This is a genomic window from Paludibacterium purpuratum (genome assembly GCF_004363805.1).
Classification (GTDB): domain Bacteria; phylum Pseudomonadota; class Gammaproteobacteria; order Burkholderiales; family Chromobacteriaceae; genus Paludibacterium; species Paludibacterium purpuratum.
This window is the reverse complement of record NZ_SNZP01000003.1, coordinates 144,419-169,648: the sequence shown is the minus strand read 5'-3', so window position 1 is coordinate 169,648 and position 25,230 is coordinate 144,419. Positions and strand designations below refer to the sequence as shown.

Here is a 25,230-nt window from a genome sequence, read left to right as displayed (position 1 = left end):
CAAGTCATACTCTCCCTTCTTGGCCGAAATTGCCTGCAGTTGCAGACGTCATAGCGCAAAACCTAAAAGGAATAGTCTGAAAAACAACGGAGAAAACCAGGTATCTAGCAAGGTCCGCGGCGTTGCGCGGGAAGGGATGTGGGGATCTACGGGCCGACAGCCGGGCTGACGTGAGGTGTGGGCCAAGGCGTGCCCCGGAGGACGAGGTCGGCGCCAAAAAAAATGCCCACCGTTTTCACAGTGGGCATTTTTGGTCTTGCCGGTCGAATGGCGCGTCAAACCTCGCCAGGTTGGTGCCGGGCAACCCAGTGATCGACCTCGCGGAAAGCGGCATCCAACTGTTCGAACGCCCCGCCCATTTCACCTTGCTGTTTGGCGCAGCGCTCCAGGGCCTCGGCCGCATCGCCCAGTTGCATGGCGCCGATCATGCGCCCGGCGCCTTTGATGCGATGGGTGAACCACCGCGCCTGCTCGTAATCCTGCGCGGCGACCGCCGCCTGGGCGCCGGCCAGATCCTCCCGTTCCGAGGCCAGGAATTCCTGGATCAGGCTGAGTTCGACGGCGATATCGCCTTGGCTGTAGATTTCAAGCGCGCTGCGATCGATCGCGTCGGTATCGGCCCCTGCGCCGGCAGTCTGCGCAGGCTGCTCCGCCTGATCGCCGTGCTGCGGCAGCCAGCGCGACAACGCGCTTTGTAGGGCGAGCAGGTTGAGCGGCTTGGTCAACACCTCGTTCATGCCGGCCTCCTTGGCATGCGCGGCCTCGTCGCTTGCGACATTGGCGGTGCAGGCCAGAATCGGCACCGGCTCGCGCCCAGGCATCAGCTGTTCGATCTGGCGCACCTCCCGCGCCAACTGATGGCCATCCATGACCGGCATATGGCAGTCGGTCAGAATCAGCGACACAGGGTTTTCCATCCAGTAGTCCAGTGCTTCCTTGCCATTCTCCGCCACCTGGAAAGGCACACCCAGCTTGTTCAACTGCATGGTCGTCAACTTGCGGTTGATCGGATTGTCCTCGACGAACAGGATCGGCGCATCGAGCGCGAAGGCAATGCCTTCCGGCACGACCGGCTGCTCGTCGCGCCGGACCACCCGGCTCTCATCGGCGAGCGGCAGGGTCACCTCGAAGTGCACGGTCGTGCCTTCGCCAAGCTGGCTGATCATGTCGATGTGGCCGCCCATCAAGTCGGCCAGGCGACGGCAGATTGCCAGCCCCAGGCCCGTGCCGCCAAAGCGGCGCGTGGTACTCGACTCCGCTTGGGTAAAGGGCTGGAACAGCTTTTCCAGATTTTCCTGCGCGATACCGATGCCGCTGTCGATGCAGGCGAATTGCAACGTTTGCGCTTCGGGCGTGCTCGACAGTACTCGCACCTGCAACTCGACCTTGCCGGTCTCGGTGAATTTCAACGCATTGCTGACAAAATTCTGCAGGATCTGCCGTAGGCGCAAAGGGTCGGCCAAATGCGCCGGCGCCAGGCCATCGGCGACGACCAGCTCGAAACGGATGTTCTTGTTACGGGCCGTCTCCTGATACAGACCATGCACACTACGCAGCACCCCCTCCAAGGCGACCGGCTCCGGCGTGATCTGCAGCTTGCCGGCCTCGATCTTGGAAAAGTCCAGAATGTCGTCGATGAGCCGCAACAAGGTATTGGCCGACTCCTGAATCGACGCCAGCGTATCCTGTTGTTGACGATCCTGAATCGCGATGCGCAATAGCTCCAGCAATCCCAGTATGCCGTTGAGTGGCGTGCGGATTTCGTGGCTGATGGAAGCCAGGAAGGCGCTCTTGGCCTTGTTGGCGTCATCCGCCTTACTCTTGGCCAGCAGCAGCTCCTGCTCCTTGGCCTTCAAGTCGGTAATATTGGCACGCAGGCAGACCGTACCCAGCCCGGGAATCTTTTGATCGCTGGCCAGGTACCAGCGCTCGCCGACCTGCAAGACAAAAGAGGACTGTTCCAGCAAATGTCGGCGCACGCGCTCGCCAACCCACTCCTCGGGCGAGAAGCCTTCCTCGATGACTTCCTTCCCGCTCAGCAACGACAAGCGCACCAGCGACTCGAAGCTCTCTCCGACCACCTGCTCGGCGGAGATGCCGGAGAAGAACAGATTGGCGTAATGCTGGTTACAGATCACCATGTGATCTTCGATGTCGTAGAAGCCGAAGGCTTCCGGAATGGCCTCGATGGCCGCCCCCAGCCGGCTGCGCGACTCCGCGGCGCTATCGCGGGCATCCCGCAGTGCCATCTCGGTGCGTTTCAGGCTGGTGATGTCGATGCAGGAGAGAATCAATCCTTCGTTCGGCAGCCCTTCGTGCAGCGCGTTGGTTTCGAACAACAGCCAGATATCGGCCCCGGCTCGGGTCTTGCACGCCACTTCCAGCGAGGTGGCCTGCTTACCCTGCTTCACCCGGCTCATTTGCTTGGATAACAGCGCCCAGGCCTCCGGCGCGTTGAGCAATTTTTCCAGTTTGCTCAACGCCAGCGACGACTCATCGATGCCGAAGATGCGGCTCACCAGGTGGTTGACCTTCAAAATCCGGTCGGTGTCGTCGATCAGCAGCAGACCGACCGGCGACGCCTTGAAGATCGCCTCCTGCTCGCGCAGCACCTCGCTCAGCCTCAATGAGGATTGCTTGCGCGACTCCTCTTCGGACACGAAGCCCAACACACTGGCGAACAAGGCCAATAGCGGGCCGAAGCTCTCCGGCACCTGATCGCGACGCTCGCGCCAAATGGCGACCAGCCCGCTCAACCCCTCTTGCAACGACACCGGGAACAGGATCCAGCGCGGATCCTTGATCAGCGCCTGCCGCAGATCGGTCAAATCGCCGGTCTGGTCACAGGCGATCAACGGTTCGACGTCGCCCAGCCGGGCCCGGCAGCGGTAGGTCTCGCCCGACAAGCCGCCTTTCGACTCCAACAACAACCCCGCTTGCCCGCCGGCATGCTGCAGCAGGATTTCCAACAGGTCGTCGAACACCACTTGGCGCAGGATCGGCGTAAACAGCAGGTTCTGAATACGGGAAATATCCGACATCACCTCCAGGCTGTGACGCCGCGCCAACTCGGCGTTGAAGCGCTCCTGGTCGTCGCGCACGATCAGCAAAATGCCTTTCTGATCGTTGTGAACCAGCAAAGGACTGGCGATCACGCTGACATGGAACGGCGCTTCTCCTTTGCGCGTGAGCTGGGTTTGTAGTTCCTGGCCGGTGACGGCCAGCTCTTCCAGCCGGGTGCGATCCAACCCGGCATCGAGAAGCAACTCGTTGATATTGAGGGCGGCCAGTTGATGGGCCGACAGCGCGAATAGCCCTTCCGCGCCGCGGTTGGCCATGAAGATGCGGCCCTGGGTATTGGTCAGCAAAATCGCTTCGCGCGCGGCGTCCTGAACCTTGTTGAGCAGCAGCAACGGCCGCAGCACCCGCCGCTGTAGCCAGAAGACCAAGGCCAAGTTCAACAGGATGGCCAGACAGAGGAACAGCGTGTTCTGCACCAACTGGCCCAGCGCAGCACGGGTATCTTGTTCGACCCGGTCGCGCAGGAATAGCGAAAACAGACGGAAACGCTGAATCACCACATCCTGCAGGCTCTCGGTGCGCTGCCGGTACTGGTCGGCGTTGTAAGGCGAACTCTGACGCTGCGCCAGGCTGGCGGTCTGCGCCGAACTCAAGGCCTGGAAATCCGTCAGACGCTCGCCCAGCTCCGCGCCATGCCAACCGCCTTGAACGTCGGGCAAAAAGCGGATGCCGATCTGCATCTGGTTCATGGCATTGGCCGCCAGACTGCGTTGGGAGTCGAGCTCCGCCTCGGTGGAGGAATTCAGCAAGTGGCCGAGCTGGGCGCGCTGAATCATCGCCGTGCCGTCGGTCGCCACCTGGTTGCGAATCTGCCATAGCAGGTAGCTGACTTCCGCCAGCCGGCCGATGGCGTCGTCGGGCGCACTGGAAAGCCGGCGAGTCAACTCGTGGGACACCAGCGAGGTGCGTTCGAACAGGTCGTCGATAGAAAGCGATAGCTCGAACGACAGCGTTTCGTCGGTCGCCCCGCCCGTCGCCAGCCTGTTATCGAGCGCGGCGCGCACTGTCTGGAAGTGATCCCAGCGATTCCGCATCGAGCTGACGATCTTATCGTCGACGATCAGCCGCGACGCGTCCAGTGTGGCGAACGCCAGCGAGAAGCCGCGGTCGGCGCGGCTTTGCAGCTGCGCCAGCGCCTGACGCTCTTGGGGGGTCTGCGGGCGCGTACCGGCCAGAATCGACTGGTAAATGTTACGCTCGCGGGCCAGCGCATCGGTGGCTGAAAACAGCGCCCGGCTGACGCGGTCGGCCTCGGCCAAGCTCTGTGCATTACGGTATTCGTGCACCGCCTGGCCGATGAGCAAGCCGTAACTGATGAGTTGAAACACGCTGATCACGATCACGATAAAGATCAGACTGCGCCGGATCAACTCGATTTGTGACGCGTTGGTATTCACCTCGGTCATCGTCTACCCCTACTCGGGATTAATGCCGTAATAGTCCTGATACATGATCATCTGGTCATGCGGCAGCTCCGCCACCGCCAGGGTATGCACCCCGTACAACGCTTGGTACTTGGCCAAAATGGCCAATTGCACCTTCTGGATCTTGACACCGCGCGGCAACAGCACGCGTCCGTTCTGATCCAGCAAATCCTTGGACATGATATCGCCCGGCACCACCGCCTTGATTTCCTTGTCGACGTGGAAACGATCCAGCAGCAGATCCAGATCGTGGCTCTGCTTCGGCGCCAACGGCAACTCGAAATTACGCGTGTCGTATTCGGAGCCGGTGGCGATCGCCAGATAGCCGAAAGGATCGATGGCCGGCCGCGGGCGCTCCAGGGCGGTGAGCAAATTCTTCTCGATGTCGTTGGGCTTGGGCGGCTTGATCACGAAACCGTCGGCGTGCAACTTCGACGCCAGCAAAATATTGTTGCGCTCCGGGTGCCCGGATAAGAACACGAATGGTAGGTTCGGCGGATTGGGGGTGCGCGCGCAGCGGATTTCCTTCAGCAAATCCATGCCGTTGACCGGCGCCATCTGCATATCGCAAAGAATGATGTCGACTTGCCTGGCGGCCAAGACGTGCAGCGCGTTATTGCCGTCGGTCGCCTGAAAAACCGCTTCCGATTTCACGCCGAAATTGCGCAGCACCTGGCTGATCAACGTTCTCACCAGCAGCTGATCGTCGACGACCAGGACTTTGACAGTAGATAAATCGACGCCCATGAGCGCTCCACCTGTGACAGATTGATTTCGCTTATGTCCATCGTTCGGTATTGCACCAAACAAATGGCATTTTGAATTATGAATGAATACTATATTTCATAGCAAATTACCATTTAGCGCCGATCGTCGAAAGCGCCCCCGGGCGCGGAACGCGCCAGGTAACTGGCCAACGACTTATCGGTTACCAGGATGTGGTCTTTCAGCCACTCCACCAGATAGTTCAACAAGTCCTCGACCTCGGCTGGCGTCAACTGCGGCAACCGATCGGCGTAATCGTTGATTTTCACGGTAAATTCATGGTGTGCCGCCAGGTGTTCGGCATACCAGTCCGGCGGCAGCGTCGCCTGGCTCATCAGCCCCTCCTCGGTCCGAAAATGAAAGAGAATGTAATGAGTCAAGCGCAGCAATATCGGCTGCAGTTGCTCGTGGGTACCGCCATTCTCATAGCAATCATGCAGAGCATTAATGGTCGAGAACAAAGCTTGATGCTGCAAGTCAATGGTTTGAATACCGGTGGCAAACTCATTGCTCCACGTAAAGCGCATAACCTCCCCCCGCCCTCATATATCACTCACAAGAAGCCCGACAAGACCAAATCGAAGCGTTGGAAGCCCGATTCGAATACCTCCGCCAAGGCCGGATCGAAATAATGACCGCTGGCGCCGCAAATATAGCGTTTGGCATCCTGCGCCGAAATGGCGGTTTTATAAATGCGCCTGGTCGTCATCGCGTCGAAAACATCGGCTATCGCCATGATTCTGGCCGACAAGGGAATCTCCTCGCCTTTTAGGTGGTCGGGATAGCCCGAACCATCCCAACGTTCGTGGTGCCATTTGGCGATATCCTTGGCCACGGCCAAGAACGTCAATGGCTGGCCAATATCGGTCTCGGCGCGCTCGATCGCTTCACGGCCGCGCGCCGAGTGCGTTTGCATGATACGACGTTCCTCCACCGTCAAGGGACCCGGTTTTTGCAGTATGGCATCTGGAATCCCCACTTTGCCGATATCGTGCAACGGCGCCGACAGCACCAGCCAATCCACATAATCGGGAACCAGTACCTCGCTATAGAGGTCATTGTCAACCAACAACTCGCACAGGATGCGCACGTAATGTTGGGTTCGCATCAAATGACCGCCGGTGTTTTCATCGCGAAACTCGGCCAAATGCGCCAAGGCGTGAATACAAGCTTTCTGGATGGCACGGTTTTCGGCCGATTCGCGCAACACCTCCTCCGACAGCACGTTGCTGTTGAGCCGAAGCAGGTCGCGCGCTCTCTTGGCCTGGAGGTGGTTTCTGACCCGGGCCAGCAAGACCGCGGGCTTGAAGGGCTTGCTGACAAAGTCGTTGGCGCCGCAGGCGAATCCCAGCTCCTCGTCGTGCTCGCTATCCAGCGACGTCAGCAAAATAACTGGAATATCGTTCCAGACAGGGCTTTTGCGCAGAATCTCCAGCACGCGAAACCCGTCGAGCTCCGGCATCATGACGTCGAGCAGAATCAAGTCGGGAAATGCGCCGTTTTTTAAAAGCTGGAGACCCTCGAACCCGGAAACGGCGGTAATCAGCTCGAACTCCTGCGACATGAGTTTGCCTAGCAGTTTCAAATTGATGAGCTGATCGTCAATGGCGAGAATCGTCGGTTTTTTCATTCCCGTCACCCGCCGAGTAGTTTGCAAGCGCACCCGCACCGAACAAAAGGACAGTTGCCCATGCCGTGTAAGAAAGGAGAAATGTTGATATGTCTCACTATAGAACATTATGCGCGGCCGGCTGTCGGCCGTACTCAACCGAGAGAGGAAATTCTATCCCTATGAGTATCAAACCGTTTTACCGGCGCGCTATTTGCGTACTCGGCCTACTGATATCGACCGCGGCATGGGGCTGGGGATCGACCGGGCATATGGCGATCGGCGCCATTGCCGACGAATTGATCGCCGGCACGCCAGCGGCAGATCATGTGAAGCAGATTCTCGGGCCGGGCGAGGGCTTGCGCGAAGCCGCCATCTGGGCGGACTGTGCCAAGTCGGTCGATCCGACCCAGAATTTCGCTTACATCAAGAGCAAGTATTACGACCATCAATGCCAATTCTTCGACAATACCCAGGCCGGCATCCAGGCCATGCAGGACTACGTCGAGCGCAACAACAGCAACTGCCTGTACGGCGGCAAAGATCAGAACTGTCACAAAAGCTACCATTTCACCGACATCCCGATTCAGCAGAAGCGCTACGATGAGCACTTCGCCGGCGCCGACGCGCATGACATCGTCCATGCCATGAATGCGGCAGTGCAGGTGCTGCAGGGGCATCCGGCGCCGGAGGGCTTCAACTTCGCCGAGGGCCGCGCGGGCCAAACGGAAGCGTTGCGACTGCTGGCCCATCTGGTCGGCGACGAGCATCAGCCGCTGCATGTCGGCGCCATTTATCTCGATCAGAACGGCCAGCCGCTGAACCCGCAGCCGGGCGACGACCTCAGCCAAACATCCACCCAAGGCGGCAATCTACTGACGGTGGGCACTGGCGAGCTGCATGGGGAGTGGGACAGCGTTCCCAGCTCGCTGGATCCGCACGCTTTGGTTTCGCAAAGCCGCAAAGTGCCCGTCACCGCGGGCCAGGTCGGCACCTGGCCGACCGTCTGGGCGAGCGAGTCGGTGCTAGTCGCCGGCAAAGCGTTCGACAACCTGCAATTCGGCGCGCGCGAAGGCAAGAGCTGGCCGGTCGAGTTCGACAATCGCCGCAGCTATATCAAGACACGCCAGCAGATACAAAACGCACAGCTCGTCAAGGGCGGTGCACGGTTGGCGCAACTGCTGCAAGCCATTTGGCCGAACTACTAGCCCGGCGGGCGGCCTTGCGCCGCCCAGTTCGCCATCAGCGCCTTGCGTTCGGCGGTGTAGTGCCACCAAGGGCGCGGTTCGGCGCCATCGGCAAAGCGCACCACCGAGATCAGCGTATCGAGCACGCATGGATCGTGCCGTTCGCCAGTCAGATCGCACAACTGCCAGTAAAGCGCCAACGGGTCGCGCCCGGCCAGCTCCTGCGGGCGCGAAATCCCCAACAACTGCAAATCGCGCGCCCCGGCCGGGCCGATATTCGGCAAATCGGTCAGCTGCCGCACGGCGGCACGATTGACTTTATCCGGATGCATGGTTTTCCTTCCGTATCGGTCTACGCGGGCCAGCGCCCCTCGGCGGCATCCTGGCGCATGGCTTGCAACGTCAGGCGCAACGAATCGTCATCGGCCGTCGCCTGCCCCCAACGATCCAGATACACCAGCTCCTCCACCGGCAGGCGCGGTAACCAGCCGGCCTTCTCCAACTCCGGCTTGTCATGAAAGTGGCTGACCTTGCCAACGCAGAGATAGGCAATCGGCACGATATGCGCCGGAATGCCCAGCGCCGCCTGTAACCGCTCCTGGTCGAAAATACTGACCCAGCCGACGCCCAAGCCTTCGGCGCGCGCCGCCAGCCACAGGTTCTGCACCGCGCAAACACAGCTGTACAAATCCATGGTCTTGATGTGGGTGCGCCCGATCACTACCGGCCCGGTGCGCTCACGGTCGCAGGTAATGCACAGATTGAATGGCGCCTCCAGGATGCCCTCCAGCTTGAAACGGCTGTACAGCTCGCGCCGTTCGCCGCTGAATTGCGCGTGCGCCTCCTGATTGGCCGTGTCGAACAGATCGTGCACGCGCCGGCGCGTCGCGGCGTCACGTATCAATAGAAAATTCCACGGCTGCATGAACCCCACCGACGGCGCGTGGTGTGCCGCCATCAACAGTCGAGCCAACACCGCGTCGTCGATCGGCTCGGGCAGGAATTGTCCGCGCACATCGCGCCGGCTGAAGATGGCTTGATAGACCGCCGCGCGCGCCGCAGCGGGAAACGGCTGGTCGTCGAAAGAAAGTGTCTGCTCCAATGTCATCCCCTAACAAAATGGCCCGCGATAAGAGAGGTTGCCAGCCTACGGCAGCAGGCAGGCGCGCGCGCCCGTGCAGACAGCCTGCGTCAACCGCTCAAGCCGCGGCGTTTGCAAATTCCAGCAATGCCACCACAGCGGCACATCCAATGGCCGCCCGGGCAGCAGATCGATGAGTCGGCCTTGCGCAAACGCGTCGGCCGCTTGCAGTTCGGGCAGCAAGCCATAGCACAGCCCCTGTTCGATCGCGCGCATGAACGCTTCGCTCGATGGCAAATAATGGCACGACAACGACTCGGGCGTCAGCGCGAACACTTGCTGCAGGATTTGCCACTGCAGCAAATCCTTGCGGTCGAAGACCGCCAGCGGCGCGCGTTGCGCGGCTTGGCGCGTGAAGCCGTCGGCAAACCAGCGCGCCATGAAGGCCGGACTGGCCGCCAGTCGATAGCGCATGGCACCCAGCCATTCGGCACGGCAACCGCGCAGGGTATCGGGCTGGCTGGCAATGCCGGCCACCGCGCGGCCGGCCTCCATCAACGCCTGGGTGTGGGACTGATCGTCCAGCGTGATATCGAGCAGGATGCGCTCTCGCTGCAGACAATCGCCCAGCGCCGGCAATAGCCATGTCGCCATCGAATCGTGATTGACCGCCAACGGCACCGACAACCAGCCCTCGTCCTCGCGCGCCATTTCCGCTCGCCACTCCTGCTCCAGCAAACGACTACGCTGCAGGTACAGCAGAATCTTGCGGCCGGCCGGCGTCGGCAGGCAGGGCCGCGTGCGCACAATCAGCGGTTGGCCGATCTCGTCTTCCAGCGCACGCACACGCTGGGATATCGCCGATGCGGTCAGATGCAGCTGTGCCGCCGCGCGCTCGAAGCTGCCGGTTGCCAGCACGGCAAGCAAGGCCTCGCCTTTGCGCCAATCGAATTGCATCGCCGCCCCGTATATTAAGAAAAATTTATCCTATCTGAAATATGCTGAATTTTGTTCACCAAATCAACCGCACACATCACAATCCAGCCATAACCAATTGAATCCCAGGAGAAAAACATGCTCATCACGCTCGACGCCAAGGTACTGGCGCGTTATCCCGACATGCAGGTCTGCGGGCTGGTGGTACGCGGGGTGGATGCTGCGGCGGTCGATGCGCTGTCTTTCGACGGCTGGCCGACGCCGGAGACGGGACGCGCCGAGGAAGTGGTCGCGCATTGGAAAGCACTGCACAAGACCCTGTCCGCCGATAAGCACGCTCGCTGTTCGATCGCCTGGCTGGTCAAGGCCGCCGCGACCGAGCGCCTGCGACGTATCCATCCGCTGGTCGATCTGTACAACCAGGCCTCGCTCGGCAGTCTCTGCCCGTTCGGCGGCGAAGACATCGCCCGCTTGCAAGGTGCGCTCACCCTGACGCTGGCGCATGGGCAGGAAGGCTTCGTGCCGCTGGGGCGGCCGGACGAGCTGCAGCGGCCGGGCAACGGCGAGGTCGTCTGGCTGGACGGCGAAGATCAAGTGGTGTGCCGGGCACTTAACTGGCTGGAATCGGATCGGCACAAGATCACCGAACGCACGTGCGACGTGGTATTCGTCAGTGAACGGCCGGTGCCGCAATTACCCGATCCGCAAGACGGCATGACGTGGCTGGCCCGGAAACTGGCCGGCGCCGCCCAGCGTATCCACGCATTCAGGCTCGATGCCGCCCACCCGCAGGAAGACGCATGAATTTCGCGCCCGCCGTATTCTTCTCCGCGGCCGCTCTGGCGGCATCGCAGATCGTCAGCATCGGGCCGCAAAACGCTTTCGTTATTCGCCAGGGCCTGGCGCGACAGCATATCGTGCCGATCGTCGCCATCTGCATCCTGTGCGATGTACTGCTCATCGGGCTGGGGGTCATGGGCATGGGCAAGCTGCTCAACGCCATTCCGGGGTTCTTCGGTTTGACGCTGCTGGCCTCGGCGCTGTTGGTGGCTTACCTGGGACTACGTGCGTTGCGAGCCGCGCTGCGGCCGGGCTCGGGCATACCCACGACCAAAGTGGCAGCCGAGCGCCGCGCCGCGATCCGCACGATTTTGGCCGTCACGCTGCTCAATCCCTATGCCTGGTTCGATACCGTGGTACTGATCGGTGGGGTGTCCGCCAGTTGCCAGCCCGAGGCGCGCCCCTCTTTCTATGCCGGCGCCCTGTTCGCATCGGTCTTGTGGTTCTGCCTGATCGGCGGCTTATCCACCCGGCTTGCGCCGTGGTTTGCGCGCCCGGCCAGCTGGCGCTGGCTGGACGGCGGGGTGGCCATGGTGATGTTCGGCACGGCGTTATCGATGCTCTGGCGTTTCCACCTGGCCTGAATCGTCGCCGTAACGCTCGGCGACGGCCACGAAATGGTCGAAGTTGCGATCGAAGGCGTCGACGATGTCCGGGTCGAAATGGCTGCCGCTCGCGGCCAGGATCATGACGCGCGCCTCGGCGGCGGGAATGGCCATCTTGTAGACCCGGTGCGAAATCAGCGCGTCGAAGACGTCGGCTAACGCCATCAAGCGCGCAGCCAGCGGGATATCCCGCCCCTTGAGGCCATCCGGATAGCCGGTGCCGTCCCAACGCTCGTGATGCCAGCGCGCAATCTGCTTGGCCAGCGCCAGGAAAGCCACCGGCTGCTCCGCCTCGCGCTCGGCAAGCTCGATGGCCTCGGCCCCTAGCTGGGCGTGGCGCTGCATGATTTTCCACTCGTCGGCGTCCAGCCTTCCCGGTTTGAGCAGGATGTAATCCGGCACCCCCACCTTGCCGATATCGTGCAGCACGGCGGACTTGACCAACAGCCGCACGGAATGCGGCGTCAAGGTATCGTCGGCATAGCCATGGGCCAAGAGGTGGTTGGCGAGAATGGCGATATATTCCTTGGTGCGCCGCAGATGGTTACCCGTTGCGCTGTCGCGGGTCTCGGCCAGGTGGGCCAGCGCCAGGATGCTGACATCCTGGATCCGCTGGTTCTCCTGCATGCGGCGCTCGACCTCTTCTTCCAGCAGGCTGTTGCGCCCCACCAGCGCGTCGCGCATCTGCTTGAGCGTCAGATGGGTCTTGACGCGCGCCAGCACCACCGCGGGACGGATCGGCTTGGCGATGTAATCGATCGCGCCCAGCGCCAGTCCCTTCTCCTCGTCCACCGAACCATCCAGCGCGGTCAGGAAGATGACCGGCACTTCCGCCAGAGAGATATCGCGCCGCAAGGCATCGAGTACCGCATAGCCATCCATGCCCGGCATCATGACGTCCAGCAAGATGAGATCCGGCTTCGGCGGCGTGCGCACCAGCGCCAGTGCCCGTTCGCCGGAATTGGCGATGCGCACGCGATAAAGCAGCGTCAGCAACTCGCCGAGCAGGCTAAGGTTATCGGGTTGATCGTCGACCACCAACAGCACCGGCGGCGCTTCGATGGACGGACTCTTGGCATTCATCGCAAACACCCCTCGTCGGAAGAAGATATCGCCAACAGCCCCTCGACCGCCGCCTGGGCGCTGGTGAAGTCGTAGTTCTGCATGGCCTGATCCAATACGGCCATCGCCGCCTGGTCGCAACTGGCGGACAGCAAGGGCTTATGGTGCTCGTACAGCTTGCAGGCCTGAAAATCGGACTGGGCCAGCCAACCGAGTATGTCGCGCAACAGCGCCATGGCCTGCGGCACATCGGCGGGCGGCAAGGCCACAACCGGCGCCGCCAGAGTATCGAAGGCCGCGAACAGCCGCGCCATCTCCTCTTTCACCGCCGCCAGGGCCTCTTGCCCAGCCTCGCCGGCGTTCAGCGCCGACTCCAGCGCCGCCGCACGCGCTTGCAATTCGGTCAAACGCAGATTGCCGGCCGAACCTTTCAGCGAATGCGTCCAATAGATATCGGGCTCGTCGGGGATCGACTGATAATGCGCCTGCAGCAACCCCAGCATGCGCCAATAGAATGCCACATCGCCGCCCAGCGCCCGCAAACCTTCATCGGCGGCCACACCGGGCAACGCCAGCAATCCTTGCCGCAAACGTCGCATATCGTTGGGATCCGGCGCCGCGGGTTCGGGCCGAGGCGTGGGCTCGGGCTCGGGCGCCGCCTCCTGCAGCGCCCGGCGCACGGGCAGCCAGCGCAGCAACGCCGCCAGCAGCATTTCCGGTTCGACAGGCTTTGGCACAAAATCATCCATGCCGGCAGCCCGGCATTGCTCGCGATCCTCGCTGAATACATTGGCGGTCATGGCCAAGATCGGCGTGGTTCGCCGTGTCGGCATGGCGCGGATCAACCGCGTCGCCGACATGCCGTCCATATCCGGCATCTGCACGTCCATCAGGACCAGCGCATAGTCGGTCTGCGCGACCATGTCGACCGCCTTGCGGCCATTACCGGCGATATCCACCGCTAAATCGGTGTGATCCAGCATGGCCAAGGTCACCTGCAGATTGATCTCATCGTCCTCGACCAACAGTATCCGACTGCCGGCAAACGATTCGGACACCAGCCGCTCGGCCTCTTCCCAGGGCGCCACCTCTTGCGACATCGCCGGCAAATGACCGAGGCGCAGCTGCGCGGTAAACCAGAAGGTGCTGCCTTGGCCTTCGCGCGAGCTGACGCCGACCTCGCCCCCCATCAATTCGGCCAGATGCCGGGTAATGGCCAGTCCCAACCCGGTGCCGCCGAAACGGCGCGTGGTCGAGGCGTCGCCCTGCACGAAGGCCTGGAACAGTTGGGACTGGTGCGATGCCGGAATGCCGACCCCGGTATCGACAACCTCGAAACGCACCAGCAGCATCTCCCCCTCGCGCTGTACCACCCGACAGCGCAAGTGGATGTCGCCGCTGGCGGTGAACTTGACCGCATTGCCGGCGAAATTGAGCAAGGCCTGACGCAGGCGGGTCGGATCGCCGCGCAGGCCGTGCGGCACGTCGTTGTACTCGATATGAACCTGAATGCCTTTGGCTTGCGCTGCCGGCGCGATCAACGAGCCGACATGATCCAGCACTGCGCTAAGGGCGAAATCGCAGTACTCCAGATCCAACTTGCCCGCTTCGATCTTGGACAGATCCAGGATGTCGTTGATGATCGACAGCAGGTGTTTGCCCGCCGTATTGATCTTTTCCACTTGATCCAGCTGCTCGGTGCTCAGCTCACTGCGCCGCAACAGCAAGGCAAAGCCGATGATGGCGTTCATCGGCGTACGGATTTCGTGGCTCATATTGGCGAGGAAGGCACTCTTGGCGACATTGGCGGCCTCGGCCGCCGCCTTGGCGATCGTTAATTCCTCGGTACGCTGGGCGACCAGCTCCTCCAAGTGGTGGCGATGCTGGTCGAGCTCCTGGCCGAGGCGCTTTTTCTCGCTGATGTCTTCCTGCACCGCAACGTAATGGGTGATTGCGCCATCGGCCTGGCGAATCGGCGAAACGATGGCGAAATCGATGTACTCGCTACCGTCCTTACGCCGATTGTAAAACTCGCCACGCCAGCTCTCGCCCTGCTGCAAAGCCTCGCGCAGCGACTGGAACGTCTCGGGCGGCGTATGGCCGGACTGCAGCATGCGGGTATGGCGCCCGATCACCTCTTCGCGTCGATATCCGGTATTGCGTTCGAAGGCCTCGTTGACGAACTCGACCTGCTCCTTAAGGTCGGTGATGATGACGCTCTCCGGGCTTTGCTCCACCGCCAGCGACAACTTACGCAACGATTGCTCGACCTGCAGGCGCTGTGTGATGTCGTTGGCCTGGATCACCACCGCCGCGCGGCCGGCATACTGGATGGGGTGCGCGGTGATCTCCACCTGGATCAAGCGGCCATCCTGGCACAGGTGGCGCCAGACGCCCTCATCGGTCGCACCGGATCGCACCGTGGCGAGGTGCGCGGCAAGGTGTGTCCGGTCTTCCTCCGGCCGGATATCGTTGATGGTCATCGACTGGAAAGCCTCGCGGCTGTAACCATAATGCTGAACCGCCGCGTCGTTGACGGCGAGAAACGCCAAGGTTTCCGGGTCGAAAATCCACATCGGTTGCGGATTGGCTTCGAACAGATCTCGATAGCGCGCCTCGTTTCGCAGCCGCTCCTGCTCGGCCTGCTGGCGTTCGGAGATGTCGCGCCCCACCCCCAGCACACCGATCAATTGATGCGCCTCGTCATACATCGGTACCTTGATGGTTTCCACCACCTTGCTTTGGCCGTCGAATGCGCAGACCGATACCGCCTCCTGCTTCACCAGCGCTTCACTCTGAAGCACGCGCCGGTCGGTCGCCAAAAAAACCTCCGCATGGTTGCGGTCGACCAGATCGTAATCGTTCTTGCCGATGATATCGGCCTCCTCCATACCGAAGAACTCGGCGAAGCGCCGATTACAAGACAGATAGATGCCCTCGGCGTCCTTCAGCCAGATCAGATCCGGCGAAGTATCCACTAAGGTGCGCAACAGTTGCCGCTCGGCATTCAATGCCTGTTCGGCTTGCTTTCGGCCGCTGATGTCCTCGGTAAAGATCACGATACCGCCCACCGAGCCATCCATGGTACGCCAGGGTCGGACCTCCCAGCGCAGCCATTGGCTCGTGCCACTGGGACGTTGATAGGGTTCTTCCTCCTTCCGCACCACTTCGCCGGCCAGACCGCGGTCATGCGCCTCGCGCCAACTGTCGGGCAGGGCCGGAAACAAGTCGTAGTGGCAGGCGCCCAGCACGGTTTTGCCGACCAGTCCGTAATCTTCGAGCCAGCGACGGCTGACGGCGAGATAACGCATGCCGCGGTCGAACATGGCCAAGGCGGCCGGCGCATGTTCGATGAACAAGTTCAGCCGTTGCTCGCTTTCATGCAATGCCCACTCGGCCCGCAATCGCTCGGTGATGTCCCGGCAAGCGCCGTAGGCGGAGCCATCCGATTGCAAGATGGCGTTGACCTCGACCGGCACTTGCGCGCCATCCGCCTTGCACAAGCGTAGCTCCGCCCGGACATGGCCGGTCTGATACAACTCGGCGAGCAATGCCTGCACCCGGGGGATTTCCTGCGGCGGCGACAAATCGGGCAAGCCCATCGTCAACAACGTTGTCTCGCTGTAGCCCAACAGTTGCACGGCCTGCTGATTGATATAGCGGTAGCGACCGGTACGGTCGAAGACCAAAACGGCATCGGCGATGTTATCCAACATGCGCCGCAACTTGGCGTCGCTACGGGATTGGGCGCTGACGACCAGGCGTGCGCGCAAGCGCGCGAACACCACGCTGTACAGCGTGCCCGCCAGTACGAATACCATCACCCGCAGCAAAGATGCCCTGATGGCAGGCCAGGAGGAAAAATCCTGCGAGGATGCGAAAAAGGTCACCCCCAATAGGGTGGACACCGCGACCGCCATCAATCCGCCGGCCACATCGGTCAGGCTGGCGGCAAAGAAGACCGCGGGATAGAAGCACAGCCAGATCAGCGGCCGGACATAGGGCCATAGCCACCACTGCAGCACACAAGCCAACAGAGGAAACAACAAGGCAATGCATAGACATTTTTGTCGATCAGTCAGTGTGCGTTGCCCCATCGTGCCCCTTTCCGGTTCGATGACTTGCCCGGAAGGAAGGGTGGGAGGGCAAGTCTCTACGATTCTAGTTCACTGGCCGCCCGAATGCTTTTTCCCAAGCGTGCGGGGCGCAAACCGTGCCAAACCAGATTGGTCAACACACCGGCCAGCGCCAGCCGCAGGCCAACAGCGGCAGGCTGGCCGCCGGATTGAGAGGGCGGGCGCCGACCAGGTAGCCGAGCACCGAAAGCGCAAAACAACCGGCATGGGTTTCGATCCGCCCGCCCAGCATCGGCGCAAAGACAGGCGCCTGTAGCAGACGCGCGACCATCACGCCTTCGATCGAGGAGGCTAGCGCAGCGATTGCCAGGCAGTCATTCGCAGTACTCGCAAAAAAATCGAGCGGGCACTGTAACGTCGGTCTCCCGTGCCGCAAAGAGCCAGAATGGCACGGGGACACTAGACCGCTCCTTCAGACGCGGTACTGGGTCACTGCTTTACGCATTTTTTCGATGCTGTTCTGCAATTGACCGGCGATGCCTTCGGTCTGATGCGCCACGGCGAGGTTTGCATCGGTCAGTTGGGCCACTTGCTCGACCCCCTGGGCCATGACCTGCATCGCGCTGCTTTGCTCGCCGGACGAATGGGAAATATGCGAAACCATTTCCAGGGTGCGGCGCATCTCCTCGTTGATGCGTTGCAACGAGCGCTCCGCCTCGCGCACCAAATCGACACTGACGCCGACTTGGTCGGCGCTTTGGCGCATGCTACCGACCGCATTGTCGGTTTCTTGTTGAATGCGCACGATCATTTGGTCGATCTCCTGGGTGGCGCGCGAGGTGCGCTCGGCCAGCTTGCGCACTTCGTCGGCCACCACGGCGAAACCGCGCCCCTGCTCGCCGGCGCGCGCAGCCTCGATCGCGGCGTTGAGCGCCAGCAGGTTGGTCTGATCGGCAATATCCTTGATCACCCCGGCCACTTTGCCGACTTCCTCGGTGCGCTGACCCAGCTGTTGGACCGTACCCGCCGACTGCGTCACCGTTTCGGCCAACGCCAGGATCGTATCCGTGGCTTTGCCGGATAGACGCGCGCCGTCCTCGGCCAGCTCTCTGGCCTCTTCGGCCACGGTGCGGGTGGAGGCCGCATGCTGCGCCACTTCGTTGATCGACACCGAGACCTGCTCGACACCGGCAGCGGCCGAGGCCGATGAGCCCGATTGTTTTTCGGCTGCGGCGGCGAGCTGCGTCACCGTGTTCTGCAGGGCGCCGCTCGAATCGCCGACTTCGCGCGAGGCATCGGCGATCACCTGCAAAGTGGCGCGCATGGCGGACAGCTGGGTGTCGAGGCGACCGCCGATCCGGCCGATCACATCGTTTTGCTGCGGCACCAGCGTGTCGGTCAGGTCGCCGGCGCTCAAGGTGCGTTCGAGATAGTCGCCAATCCGCTGCAATCGGCCCATCGCACGCGGCAGATAGAAGCACCCCATGTAGAGCGCGGCCAGCAGCAACGCCAGCGTCAGCCCGTGATACACCACCCCGAGCGACGGCAGCCAGCCTTCGCTGACCACCGTGCCGCACAGCAGCGTCAGCACGGCAAACAGAATGAAACCGTACAATCGCGCTTCGAACGAGATTAGCTTTTCCATGAAAGGCGAACGGTTTCTGACCACCCGCCCGTGTTGAACGTGGATCGACTTGTCGCCTTGATTGAGTCGGCGATAGGCCGCCTCGGCCGCCGCGACCTGCTCGCGCGTCGGGCTGGTGCGCACCGACTGATAACCGATGATGTTGCCGCGCTCGCGTACCGGCGAGGCATTGGCCACCACCCAGTAGAAATCGCCGTTTTTGCGGCGGTTTTTCACCATCCCCTTCCACGGCCTACCGGCCTTCAGGTCGCGCCACAAATCCTCGAAAGCATCGGATGGCATATCTGGATGGCGGATCATGTTGTGCGGCTGACCGACCATCTCGTCCGGCGCATAACCGCTGATTTCGGCGAAGGCGGGATTGACTTCGGTGATCATGCCCCTGGTGTCGGTACGGGAGTAGATGAATACACCTTGCGGGATAATGTATTCCTGCTGGGTAACGGGTTGGTTGTTTCTCACTGTTTATCCCTCATTGTTGTTCGTTCATTTATAGCTATGTTTGCTTGCGATGAAACATTGGTAACTGCGAAAAATTTAAGCTTAAAGCATAGTTGCGCCCTCTCCCCGTTCGGGTACACTTGACCATGACAAGATCATGAAATTTCCGTACCGTCCGGAGGATGAAAATCACGTGAAGTGGAAGCTGGTTCTTTGCGACGATCCGTTGCGGCACTGGCCGCAAAGCCTGCAATGCCTGCTGGCTGCCCTACTGACTCTGCTGCCCTTTGCCGCCCACTCGCAGTGGCCGACGCTTTGGGGCACACACTCTCCGTTACTGCTCTGGATGTTGCCCGTCATCGTCAGCGGTTACCTGGGCGGCTTGCTACCCGGCCTAGTTGCCACGCTGCTTGGCGCTTGGCTGGCCGGCGAGGCGAATCCAGCCATGTCGCAGTCCGCGGGCGCGTTGTTGACCTTCATTGGCGGCGGCTTGACAGTCAGCGTGCTCAGCCAGCGCTCGCTGTCGGCGCTACGCTTGCGCGCGCGGGTGGAGGGCAAACTGATGGCCTTCGCCCAGTTGATCGACTCGACCGACGACTCGGTCGTCGCCTCGCGCGATGGCGCCCTCGTCACCCACTGGAACCGCGGTGCGGAACAATTGTTCGGCTACAGCGCCGATGAAATGATCGGCCAATCGGCGGAAATCCTGGTTCCCAAATGGCTGGTCGCACACGAGCTGTCGGTGCTGGCACGCGTCCGCAAGGGGGAACATGTGCCGGCCTATGAAACCCAGCGCATCCACAAAGCAGGTCATTTGGTGGATATTTCCACCACGGTCTCGACGATATTGGATCGCCAGGGCTGGCCGATCGGGATATCGCGCATCTCGCGCGACATTACCCACAAAAAACGCGCCGAACAAGAAAAGGCCGAGGTCGAAGCCAAGTTCCGCGCCCTGGTCGAACAAGCGATCACCGGGGTCTACATCGTGCAGGACCGGCAGGTTATCTACGCCAACCAGGCCTTCGCCGACATTTTCGGTTACGGCTCGCCGCAAGAGGCACTCGAACAAGTGCCGATCAAGCTGGTGGCGCCGCAAGACAGACAGCGTGTCGTGCGCAATGTACTGCGGCGCCTGCGCGGCGATACCGACTCGCTACGTTACCACTTCAACGCCTTGCGGCGCGACGGCAGCCCCTTCATCGTGGAGGTGCATGGCCGGCGCTTCATGCACGACAACCGCCCGGCCATCATCGGCTCGCTGATCGACATCACCGAATCGCAGCGCCATCAGGCCGAAATGGCTCGGCAGGTCGCGGAAAAGACCGCGCTCTTGCGCCAGCGCGAACAGGAACTGCACACCATCCTCGACAACATGCCGGCGCTGATCAGCTACTACGATACCGATTTGCGCCACCGTTTCGGCAACCAGGGTTATTGCGACTGGTATGGCATCGATTCGACGCAACTGGCCGGCCTGCCGCTGGCCGAACTGCTGCCGGCAGGGCAATTGGCCCGGGTGCTGCCGCGCATTCGCCAAGCGCTCAGCGGCGAGACGCAGATTTTCGAATATCGCATCGACCGCCCCGGCAGCGGCGAATCCTGGCAGGCGCAGATCCACCTGATCCCCGACCTGGAGGGCGAGCAAGTTCATGGTCTGTTCGCCCTGATCCTGGATTTCACCCCGATCCGCAACGCCGAAGCGGCGCTGCGCGAATCGGAAGGTCGCTTCCGGCAATTGTTCGAAGCGGCGCCGGTCGGCATTTCGCTCTATCACAGCGATGGTCAGTGCATCATGGCCAATCAGGCCTTGGCTGAGCTTGCCGGAGCAAGCCGCGAGCAACTGTTGAAGCAGAATTTCCGCCACGTCCAAACCTGGCGCGACTCCGGCCTGTTGACCGTGGCGCTGCGCACGCTTGAAAGCGGGCTGCCGCAACGCTACGAGTTGCAAATGGTGTCCAGCTTCGGCAAGCGGATGGAAGTGGAATGCGAGTTCACCCTGCCGGTCGTACAAGGCGTGCGCTACTTGATGCTGCTAGCCAAGGACATCACGCCTTATCGCCAGGCGGCCTATTTGATGAAGCAGGCGATGGACGCCGAGCTTGAGAAGTCGCGTCTCGATCTGCAGTACCGCCAGGTGGTGGAAAACATGGTCGACGGCTTTTTCGCCATCGACAGCCGCGGCCAGTTGCTGGAAACCAACGATGTGTTCGTCAAGCTTTGCGGCTACGAACCAGAGACGCTGCTCGGCATGTCGGCCGCCGATCTCGAACTGGATGCCAGCGCCGAGGATATCGCGGCGCGGATTCATCGTATCGTCCACAAAGGCAACGAACGTTTCGAATGCCGCATGCGCCGCAAAAACGGCACGCATTGGCCGGCGGAGATATCGGCCAGTTGCGTCGGCGGCAGCGGCGACCGCATCTATGCTTTTGTGCGCGACATCACCGAGCGCAAACGCAACGAGGATGAAATCCGCCGGCTGGCGTTCTACGACTCGCTCACCAAGCTGCCCAACCGTCAGTTATTGATCGACCGACTGCAGCAAGCGTTGGAAACCTGCAAACGCTCGCGCCGGCATGGCGCGCTGCTGTTCATCGACCTGGACAACTTCAAACTGCTCAACGACACCCTGGGACACGACATGGGCGACCGCCTGCTGGTGATGGTGGCCAAACGGCTCAAGGCCTGCGTACGCGGCAAGGACACGGTCGCGCGCCTGGGAGGCGACGAATTTGTCATCCTGCTGGAAGAGTTGGACGAACGGCGCGAGCGGGCCGCGACCCAGATCCGCGCCGTCGCCGGCATGATCATGGAAGCGCTGGGCCAGCCCTACCCGCTTGCCCAACTGGAATATCACAACACCCCGAGCATCGGCATCGCCATGTTCAACGACCAGGAGAACACCTCGGTCGAAGAGCAACTCAAGCATGCCGACCTGGCGATGTACCAGGCCAAGGCCGCCGGCCGCAACACGCTGTGCTTCTTCGACCCGGTCACCCAGGCGGAGCTCGAGACCCGCAGTACGCTGGAGGGCGAGCTGCGCAACGCGCTACGCCGCGACCATTTGGTGCTGTACTACCAACCGCAGATCGACCGCAACGGCAGCATCATCGGCGCCGAGGCGCTGGTACGTTGGTTACACCCGGAGCGCGGCTTGATCCCGCCGGCACAATTCATCGGCTTGGCCGAAGAGTGCGGGCTGGTACACCAGCTCGGCCTGCGGGTATTGGAAATCGCCTGTGGGCAACTGGCGATCTGGCGAGAATGTCCGACCATGAGTCGGATCACCATGGCGGTCAATGTCAGCGCCAGGCAGTTCCGCCATCGCGAATTCGTACCGCAAATCCGCGATCTGTTGACACGCTTCGCCATCGACCCGGCGCGACTGAAGCTTGAGTTGACCGAAAGCCTGCTGCTGCACGACATGGACGAAGCCGCCGCCAAGATGGGCACGCTGCGTGCCATGGGCGTGAAGTTCAGCTTGGACGACTTCGGCACCGGCTACTCATCGCTGTCCTACCTGAAAACCTTGCCGCTGGAACAGTTGAAGATCGACCGCTCCTTTGTCCGCGATATCCTGACCGACCCCAACGATGCGGCCATTGTGCGCGCCATCATCAACATGGGGCACAGCTTGGGGTTGAAAGTGGTGGCCGAAGGCGTGGAAACCGACGACCAATGGCACTTCCTGCTGCGGGAAGGTTGCGACATCGGCCAAGGTTACCTATTCAGCCCGCCAGTACCGAAGGGCGACTTCGAACGCGACCGCGCGCATCAACCGGCCTGGACGCCGGCATAGGGTCTCAAGGTCTGAATCGGCGCGGCCAGATCGACTCTAGCAGGCGATGCGCCGGGTCGAGCAGCATGGCGCCGTACCGGCGGCAGAACCATGCCACCGCGTAGGCGACGACGATGGCGCCCAGCATATCGAATGGGAAATGCACCCCGAGATAGATCCGCCCCCAGGCCGTGGCCAGCGCCATGACCGCCCACAGCCGGGCGGCGCGGCGCCAGCCTTGCAGCCATAGACTGGCCGCAGTGACCGACATCAACGTCATGTGATCGCTGGGAAAAGACGGATCGGCCGCATGCGCGATCAAGGTATGCCCCAACCCGATCATGAATGGCCGCGGATGCGGCCAGATCGCACCGATCAGTTGATTGACGGCCAGGGCCAGCAGGGCTGCCGCAAAAACTTCCAGCATGACGCGACGGGTTGCCGCGCCGCCGCGCAGCCAACCGGCCAGCAACATCAGCGGCAGCGCCCAGATCAACATCTCGCCGCCGAACATCGCCAGGGCGACCGGAACCAGGCCGGCGTCCGGCGCGGCATTGAGCCATAAAAACAAAGTGTGGTTGAGTGATTCCATTATTTCAGTAGCGAACGACAAAAGCGGTGAATCTTATTCCCCTGATCGGGGAGCCGCCAAGCAGTCTATCCGCACCGTCTTAAGCCGATCTTAGTCCACCAGCCCGCGCGCACGCTGATCCAAGGTGGTCAGCGCCTGCCCCAGTCGAATCTCCAACCCTTGCGACACCACGCTCATCGGCGCGCGTAATTCGTTATGAATATGTCCCTGCAAAGCCAGGGCGGCCTTGACCGGGCCGGGATTGGCCTCGGCAAACATCAGCCGTATGAGCGGCGCCAGCACATGGAAGATCGCACGCGCCAACGGCAGATCGCTGGCCGCCACCGCCCGCTGCAAGGCCACGAACAGATCCGGGCGAATATGCGCCGAGGCGGCAATCGCACCGCCCCCCCCCATGCACAAGGTATAGAGGATGTTCATATCCTCGCCCGCCAGCACCTGCAGCCGACCGTCGGCGATCAGCGCCTGGGTGGTATCGATCGAGCCGGCACAATCCTTGATGGCGTGGATATTCTCGTGCCCCGCCAGCGCCAGCAACGAATCCAATTCGAGCCGCACTCCAGTGCGGAAGGGAATGTCGTACAGCACCAGCGGCACGCTGCTGGCATCGGCAAGCCCAGTGAAATAATCGACCAACCCCTGCTGCGAAGGCCGAATGTAATAAGGTGCGGGGGTCAGCAGACCGGCGATCGGTCGCTGACAAAAAGCGCCCAGGCGCGCCTGCAGATGGCCGAGGTGATTGCCTGCCAGGCCAACCACCACCGGCAGGCCGTCGGCGGCCGCCAGGACGCTATCGACCACCGCCAGTTGCTCGTCGTCATCCAGCGCAGCGGCTTCGCCGGTAGTGCCCAGCGCCACGATGCCGGCAACCCCGGCTCGACAATAATGCTCGGTCAGCGAGCGCAAGGCGACATAATCGACTGCGCCATCGCGAAATGGCGTGACCAGCGGAATCCAAATACCTGAAAAATCCATGTTGACACCCTTCTCCTTTCGAGACCGTATTTCGGTATCCGTCAGGGCAGAGCGATCGGAAGGCAAGGCTGGAGGAGGCGCGAGACCAGGGCCGTTGTTCCGTCGCTCATCTGACGGAACAGCGCGCTCCGGTCAGATGAGCTGCTGTTTTTTGGCTTTGGCGAACGCACGCACTGACGCCGCGCCCAGGTGGGCGAGGGAGTCGGCGAGATGTGCGTGTGCGGTATTCATGCGTAGCAATGTAAATGGCTTCATGACGTTTGGCAATAGTTTTGTCCGACAAATATCCACACGTGTGGCGATTGTTTATTCGACACGCAACATCACGCCGGTCTGCTCGTCAGGTCACAGACGCGACTTGGGGAGCCCCATCGTCCTTTGCAAGATAAATCCTACCCAATAGCCCCGTATCGACTGGCCGAATACAGCAATAAATTCCCTCATTTTCCAAGGCAGCAACCGACATACGCTCGTTACACCGTATGAGAGCCTAAACACCCGCTATCGATTTACTTCGCCAGCGCGTCATGACCGTTAGGGCTGCGGCATACCCATCCTTATACCGCCCCTCGGAGATCCCAAAAACAGGATGAAGACATCCTTCTTAAATGGACGGTACAACATGCAAATAAACCCCATGCTGTTTTTGTTGACCTCAATAGGCTATCCGCCGAATACGTTCGCCAGCGAAGTGAATTTTCCGCCAATCGAAAAAATCGCGACCGAAAAAGCGTGGGAATGGCCACTGATTTCAATCGAATTGGAAGACCATCAAACCGAGAAGGCGTTTACTACACAAAGCAGCAGCTATAAAGAGCCGACGCCACCAGCTCTCGAAGCGATCACCTCTCCGGTAAGGCTTAACAATCTTGCGCCCACACCGCATCAGGATCGGATTGGCACGAATCAATGGGAAAACTGCACACTCCCGATGAACGCACAAAAAGCGGCTTATTTCGAGTTTCTTGCAAAACAGAGCGTGAACCGGGATGCCCACACAGCCAGGCAAATACGTGGGGAGCTGGAGATGCGGCGAACCATTTCTAACATGAGATGTTTTTCTAACTCATTGCCATAACGTCCGCCGCTCGGCCGACAAACCCCGGGTCGCTCGCGCTTTCGAAGTCCAA

18 protein-coding genes are annotated in these 25,230 nt (G+C 61.2%); 5 read left to right on the top strand and 13 right to left on the bottom strand.

Translation table 11 applies throughout. The features are described 5' to 3' along the window. Positions 1 to 275 precede the first annotated feature (275 nt). The 4 genes from DFP86_RS04805 to DFP86_RS04790 all read right to left on the bottom strand — a co-directional run bounded on the left by DFP86_RS04805 (position 276) and on the right by DFP86_RS04790 (position 6,900). Positions 276 to 4,487: an ATP-binding protein gene (locus DFP86_RS04805; protein ID WP_133678879.1), complete on the bottom strand. Its 4,212-nt coding sequence runs from the start codon at positions 4,485 to 4,487 to the stop codon at positions 276 to 278. Positions 4,488 to 4,496: 9 nt separating this feature from the next. Continuing rightward, positions 4,497 to 5,252, bottom strand: a complete 756-nt coding sequence (locus DFP86_RS04800; protein WP_133678878.1) for a response regulator — start codon at positions 5,250 to 5,252, stop codon at positions 4,497 to 4,499. A gap of 113 nt (positions 5,253 to 5,365) precedes the next feature. Then, positions 5,366 to 5,797, bottom strand: coding sequence for a bacteriohemerythrin (locus tag DFP86_RS04795; RefSeq protein ID WP_133678877.1), 432 nt, complete (start codon positions 5,795 to 5,797; stop codon positions 5,366 to 5,368). Positions 5,798 to 5,823: 26 nt separating this feature from the next. Next, positions 5,824 to 6,900 carry an HD-GYP domain-containing protein gene (locus DFP86_RS04790; protein WP_133678876.1) on the bottom strand — a complete coding sequence of 359 codons (1,077 nt, stop codon included), beginning with the start codon at positions 6,898 to 6,900 and terminating at the stop codon, positions 5,824 to 5,826. Between the two features lie 161 nt (positions 6,901 to 7,061). Here DFP86_RS04790 and DFP86_RS04785 point away from each other — a divergent pair, with 161 nt between their 5' ends. Continuing rightward, entirely contained in the window at positions 7,062 to 8,087 is a 1,026-nt protein-coding gene (locus DFP86_RS04785) for a S1/P1 nuclease (RefSeq protein ID WP_166642154.1), read from the top strand. On the opposite strand, the gene DFP86_RS04780 is transcribed toward DFP86_RS04785, so the two are convergent. From DFP86_RS04780 to DFP86_RS04770, 3 genes are read right to left on the bottom strand one after another with little or no spacing between them, the layout of a single operon-like run. Continuing rightward, the gene (locus tag DFP86_RS04780; protein WP_133678874.1) at positions 8,084 to 8,398 is read right to left on the bottom strand and encodes a helix-hairpin-helix domain-containing protein; all 315 of its coding nucleotides are present in this window, start codon (positions 8,396 to 8,398) and stop codon (positions 8,084 to 8,086) included. The two genes, DFP86_RS04785 and DFP86_RS04780, sit on opposite strands and share 4 nt — an antisense overlap. Positions 8,399 to 8,418: 20 nt before the next feature. Continuing rightward, positions 8,419 to 9,168: a 5,6-dimethylbenzimidazole synthase gene (bluB, locus tag DFP86_RS04775; RefSeq protein WP_243729305.1), complete on the bottom strand. Its 750-nt coding sequence runs from the start codon at positions 9,166 to 9,168 to the stop codon at positions 8,419 to 8,421. A gap of 45 nt (positions 9,169 to 9,213) precedes the next feature. Next, positions 9,214 to 10,104: a LysR family transcriptional regulator ArgP gene (locus DFP86_RS04770; protein ID WP_133678872.1), complete on the bottom strand. Its 891-nt coding sequence runs from the start codon at positions 10,102 to 10,104 to the stop codon at positions 9,214 to 9,216. Positions 10,105 to 10,221: 117 nt separating this feature from the next. Between DFP86_RS04770 and DFP86_RS04765 the strand changes: the two genes are divergently transcribed. Further along, positions 10,222 to 10,887, top strand: coding sequence for a B3/B4 domain-containing protein (locus DFP86_RS04765; protein ID WP_133678871.1), 666 nt, complete (start codon positions 10,222 to 10,224; stop codon positions 10,885 to 10,887). After that, positions 10,884 to 11,507 carry a LysE/ArgO family amino acid transporter gene (locus DFP86_RS04760; RefSeq protein WP_133678870.1) on the top strand — a complete coding sequence of 208 codons (624 nt, stop codon included), beginning with the start codon at positions 10,884 to 10,886 and terminating at the stop codon, positions 11,505 to 11,507. The genes DFP86_RS04765 and DFP86_RS04760 overlap by 4 nt, the downstream gene beginning before the upstream one ends. Here the strand turns inward: DFP86_RS04760 and DFP86_RS04755 are convergent. From DFP86_RS04755 to DFP86_RS04745, 4 genes are all read right to left on the bottom strand, one after another. Continuing rightward, on the bottom strand, positions 11,475 to 12,611 hold the full coding sequence (locus DFP86_RS04755) for an HD-GYP domain-containing protein (RefSeq protein WP_133678869.1): 1,137 nt from the start codon (positions 12,609 to 12,611) through the stop codon (positions 11,475 to 11,477). The genes DFP86_RS04760 and DFP86_RS04755 overlap by 33 nt on opposite strands. Next, positions 12,608 to 16,687: a PAS domain S-box protein gene (locus DFP86_RS04750; protein ID WP_133678868.1), complete on the bottom strand. Its 4,080-nt coding sequence runs from the start codon at positions 16,685 to 16,687 to the stop codon at positions 12,608 to 12,610. Before DFP86_RS04750 ends, DFP86_RS04755 begins: the two co-directional genes overlap by 4 nt. Positions 16,688 to 16,820: 133 nt before the next feature. Beyond that, the gene (locus tag DFP86_RS19245) at positions 16,821 to 16,997 is read right to left on the bottom strand and encodes a hypothetical protein (protein WP_166642153.1); all 177 of its coding nucleotides are present in this window, start codon (positions 16,995 to 16,997) and stop codon (positions 16,821 to 16,823) included. Positions 16,998 to 17,138: 141 nt separating this feature from the next. Further along, complete coding sequence (locus tag DFP86_RS04745) at positions 17,139 to 18,773, bottom strand: methyl-accepting chemotaxis protein (RefSeq protein WP_133678867.1); 1,635 nt, start codon at positions 18,771 to 18,773, stop codon at positions 17,139 to 17,141. Positions 18,774 to 18,909: 136 nt separating this feature from the next. Here DFP86_RS04745 and DFP86_RS04740 point away from each other — a divergent pair, with 136 nt between their 5' ends. Further along, positions 18,910 to 22,554, top strand: a complete 3,645-nt coding sequence (locus tag DFP86_RS04740) for a sensor domain-containing protein (RefSeq protein ID WP_133678866.1) — start codon at positions 18,910 to 18,912, stop codon at positions 22,552 to 22,554. 4 nt (positions 22,555 to 22,558) lie between these two features. On the opposite strand, the gene DFP86_RS04735 is transcribed toward DFP86_RS04740, so the two are convergent. Together DFP86_RS04735 and dapA are read right to left on the bottom strand one after the other, a co-directional pair. Further along, positions 22,559 to 23,125, bottom strand: a complete 567-nt coding sequence (locus DFP86_RS04735; protein WP_133678865.1) for an undecaprenyl-diphosphatase — start codon at positions 23,123 to 23,125, stop codon at positions 22,559 to 22,561. A gap of 90 nt (positions 23,126 to 23,215) precedes the next feature. Beyond that, positions 23,216 to 24,100: a 4-hydroxy-tetrahydrodipicolinate synthase gene (dapA, locus tag DFP86_RS04730; protein WP_133678864.1), complete on the bottom strand. Its 885-nt coding sequence runs from the start codon at positions 24,098 to 24,100 to the stop codon at positions 23,216 to 23,218. Between the two features lie 622 nt (positions 24,101 to 24,722). On the opposite strand from dapA, the gene DFP86_RS04725 reads away from it, so the two are divergent. Next, positions 24,723 to 25,178, top strand: a complete 456-nt coding sequence (locus tag DFP86_RS04725; protein ID WP_133678863.1) for a hypothetical protein — start codon at positions 24,723 to 24,725, stop codon at positions 25,176 to 25,178. Positions 25,179 to 25,230 lie beyond the last annotated feature (52 nt).

What these genes read in the sequence shown, in the direction of transcription:
- DFP86_RS04805 (WP_133678879.1), bottom strand. Translation starts at nt 4,487, where the DNA reads ATGACCGAGGTGAATACCAACGCGTCACAAATCGAGTTGATCCGGCGC.
- DFP86_RS04800 (WP_133678878.1), bottom strand. Translation starts at nt 5,252, where the DNA reads ATGGGCGTCGATTTATCTACTGTCAAAGTCCTGGTCGTCGACGATCAG.
- DFP86_RS04795 (WP_133678877.1), bottom strand. Translation starts at nt 5,797, where the DNA reads ATGCGCTTTACGTGGAGCAATGAGTTTGCCACCGGTATTCAAACCATT.
- DFP86_RS04790 (WP_133678876.1), bottom strand. Translation starts at nt 6,900, where the DNA reads ATGAAAAAACCGACGATTCTCGCCATTGACGATCAGCTCATCAATTTG.
- DFP86_RS04785 (WP_166642154.1), top strand. Translation starts at nt 7,062, where the DNA reads ATGAGTATCAAACCGTTTTACCGGCGCGCTATTTGCGTACTCGGCCTA.
- DFP86_RS04780 (WP_133678874.1), bottom strand. Translation starts at nt 8,398, where the DNA reads ATGCATCCGGATAAAGTCAATCGTGCCGCCGTGCGGCAGCTGACCGAT.
- DFP86_RS04770 (WP_133678872.1), bottom strand. Translation starts at nt 10,104, where the DNA reads ATGCAATTCGATTGGCGCAAAGGCGAGGCCTTGCTTGCCGTGCTGGCA.
- DFP86_RS04765 (WP_133678871.1), top strand. Translation starts at nt 10,222, where the DNA reads ATGCTCATCACGCTCGACGCCAAGGTACTGGCGCGTTATCCCGACATG.
- DFP86_RS04760 (WP_133678870.1), top strand. Translation starts at nt 10,884, where the DNA reads ATGAATTTCGCGCCCGCCGTATTCTTCTCCGCGGCCGCTCTGGCGGCA.
- DFP86_RS04755 (WP_133678869.1), bottom strand. Translation starts at nt 12,611, where the DNA reads ATGAATGCCAAGAGTCCGTCCATCGAAGCGCCGCCGGTGCTGTTGGTG.
- DFP86_RS04750 (WP_133678868.1), bottom strand. Translation starts at nt 16,687, where the DNA reads ATGGGGCAACGCACACTGACTGATCGACAAAAATGTCTATGCATTGCC.
- DFP86_RS19245 (WP_166642153.1), bottom strand. Translation starts at nt 16,997, where the DNA reads ATGGTCGCGCGTCTGCTACAGGCGCCTGTCTTTGCGCCGATGCTGGGC.
- DFP86_RS04740 (WP_133678866.1), top strand. Translation starts at nt 18,910, where the DNA reads ATGAAATTTCCGTACCGTCCGGAGGATGAAAATCACGTGAAGTGGAAG.
- DFP86_RS04735 (WP_133678865.1), bottom strand. Translation starts at nt 23,125, where the DNA reads ATGGAATCACTCAACCACACTTTGTTTTTATGGCTCAATGCCGCGCCG.
- dapA (WP_133678864.1), bottom strand. Translation starts at nt 24,100, where the DNA reads ATGGATTTTTCAGGTATTTGGATTCCGCTGGTCACGCCATTTCGCGAT.
- DFP86_RS04725 (WP_133678863.1), top strand. Translation starts at nt 24,723, where the DNA reads ATGCAAATAAACCCCATGCTGTTTTTGTTGACCTCAATAGGCTATCCG.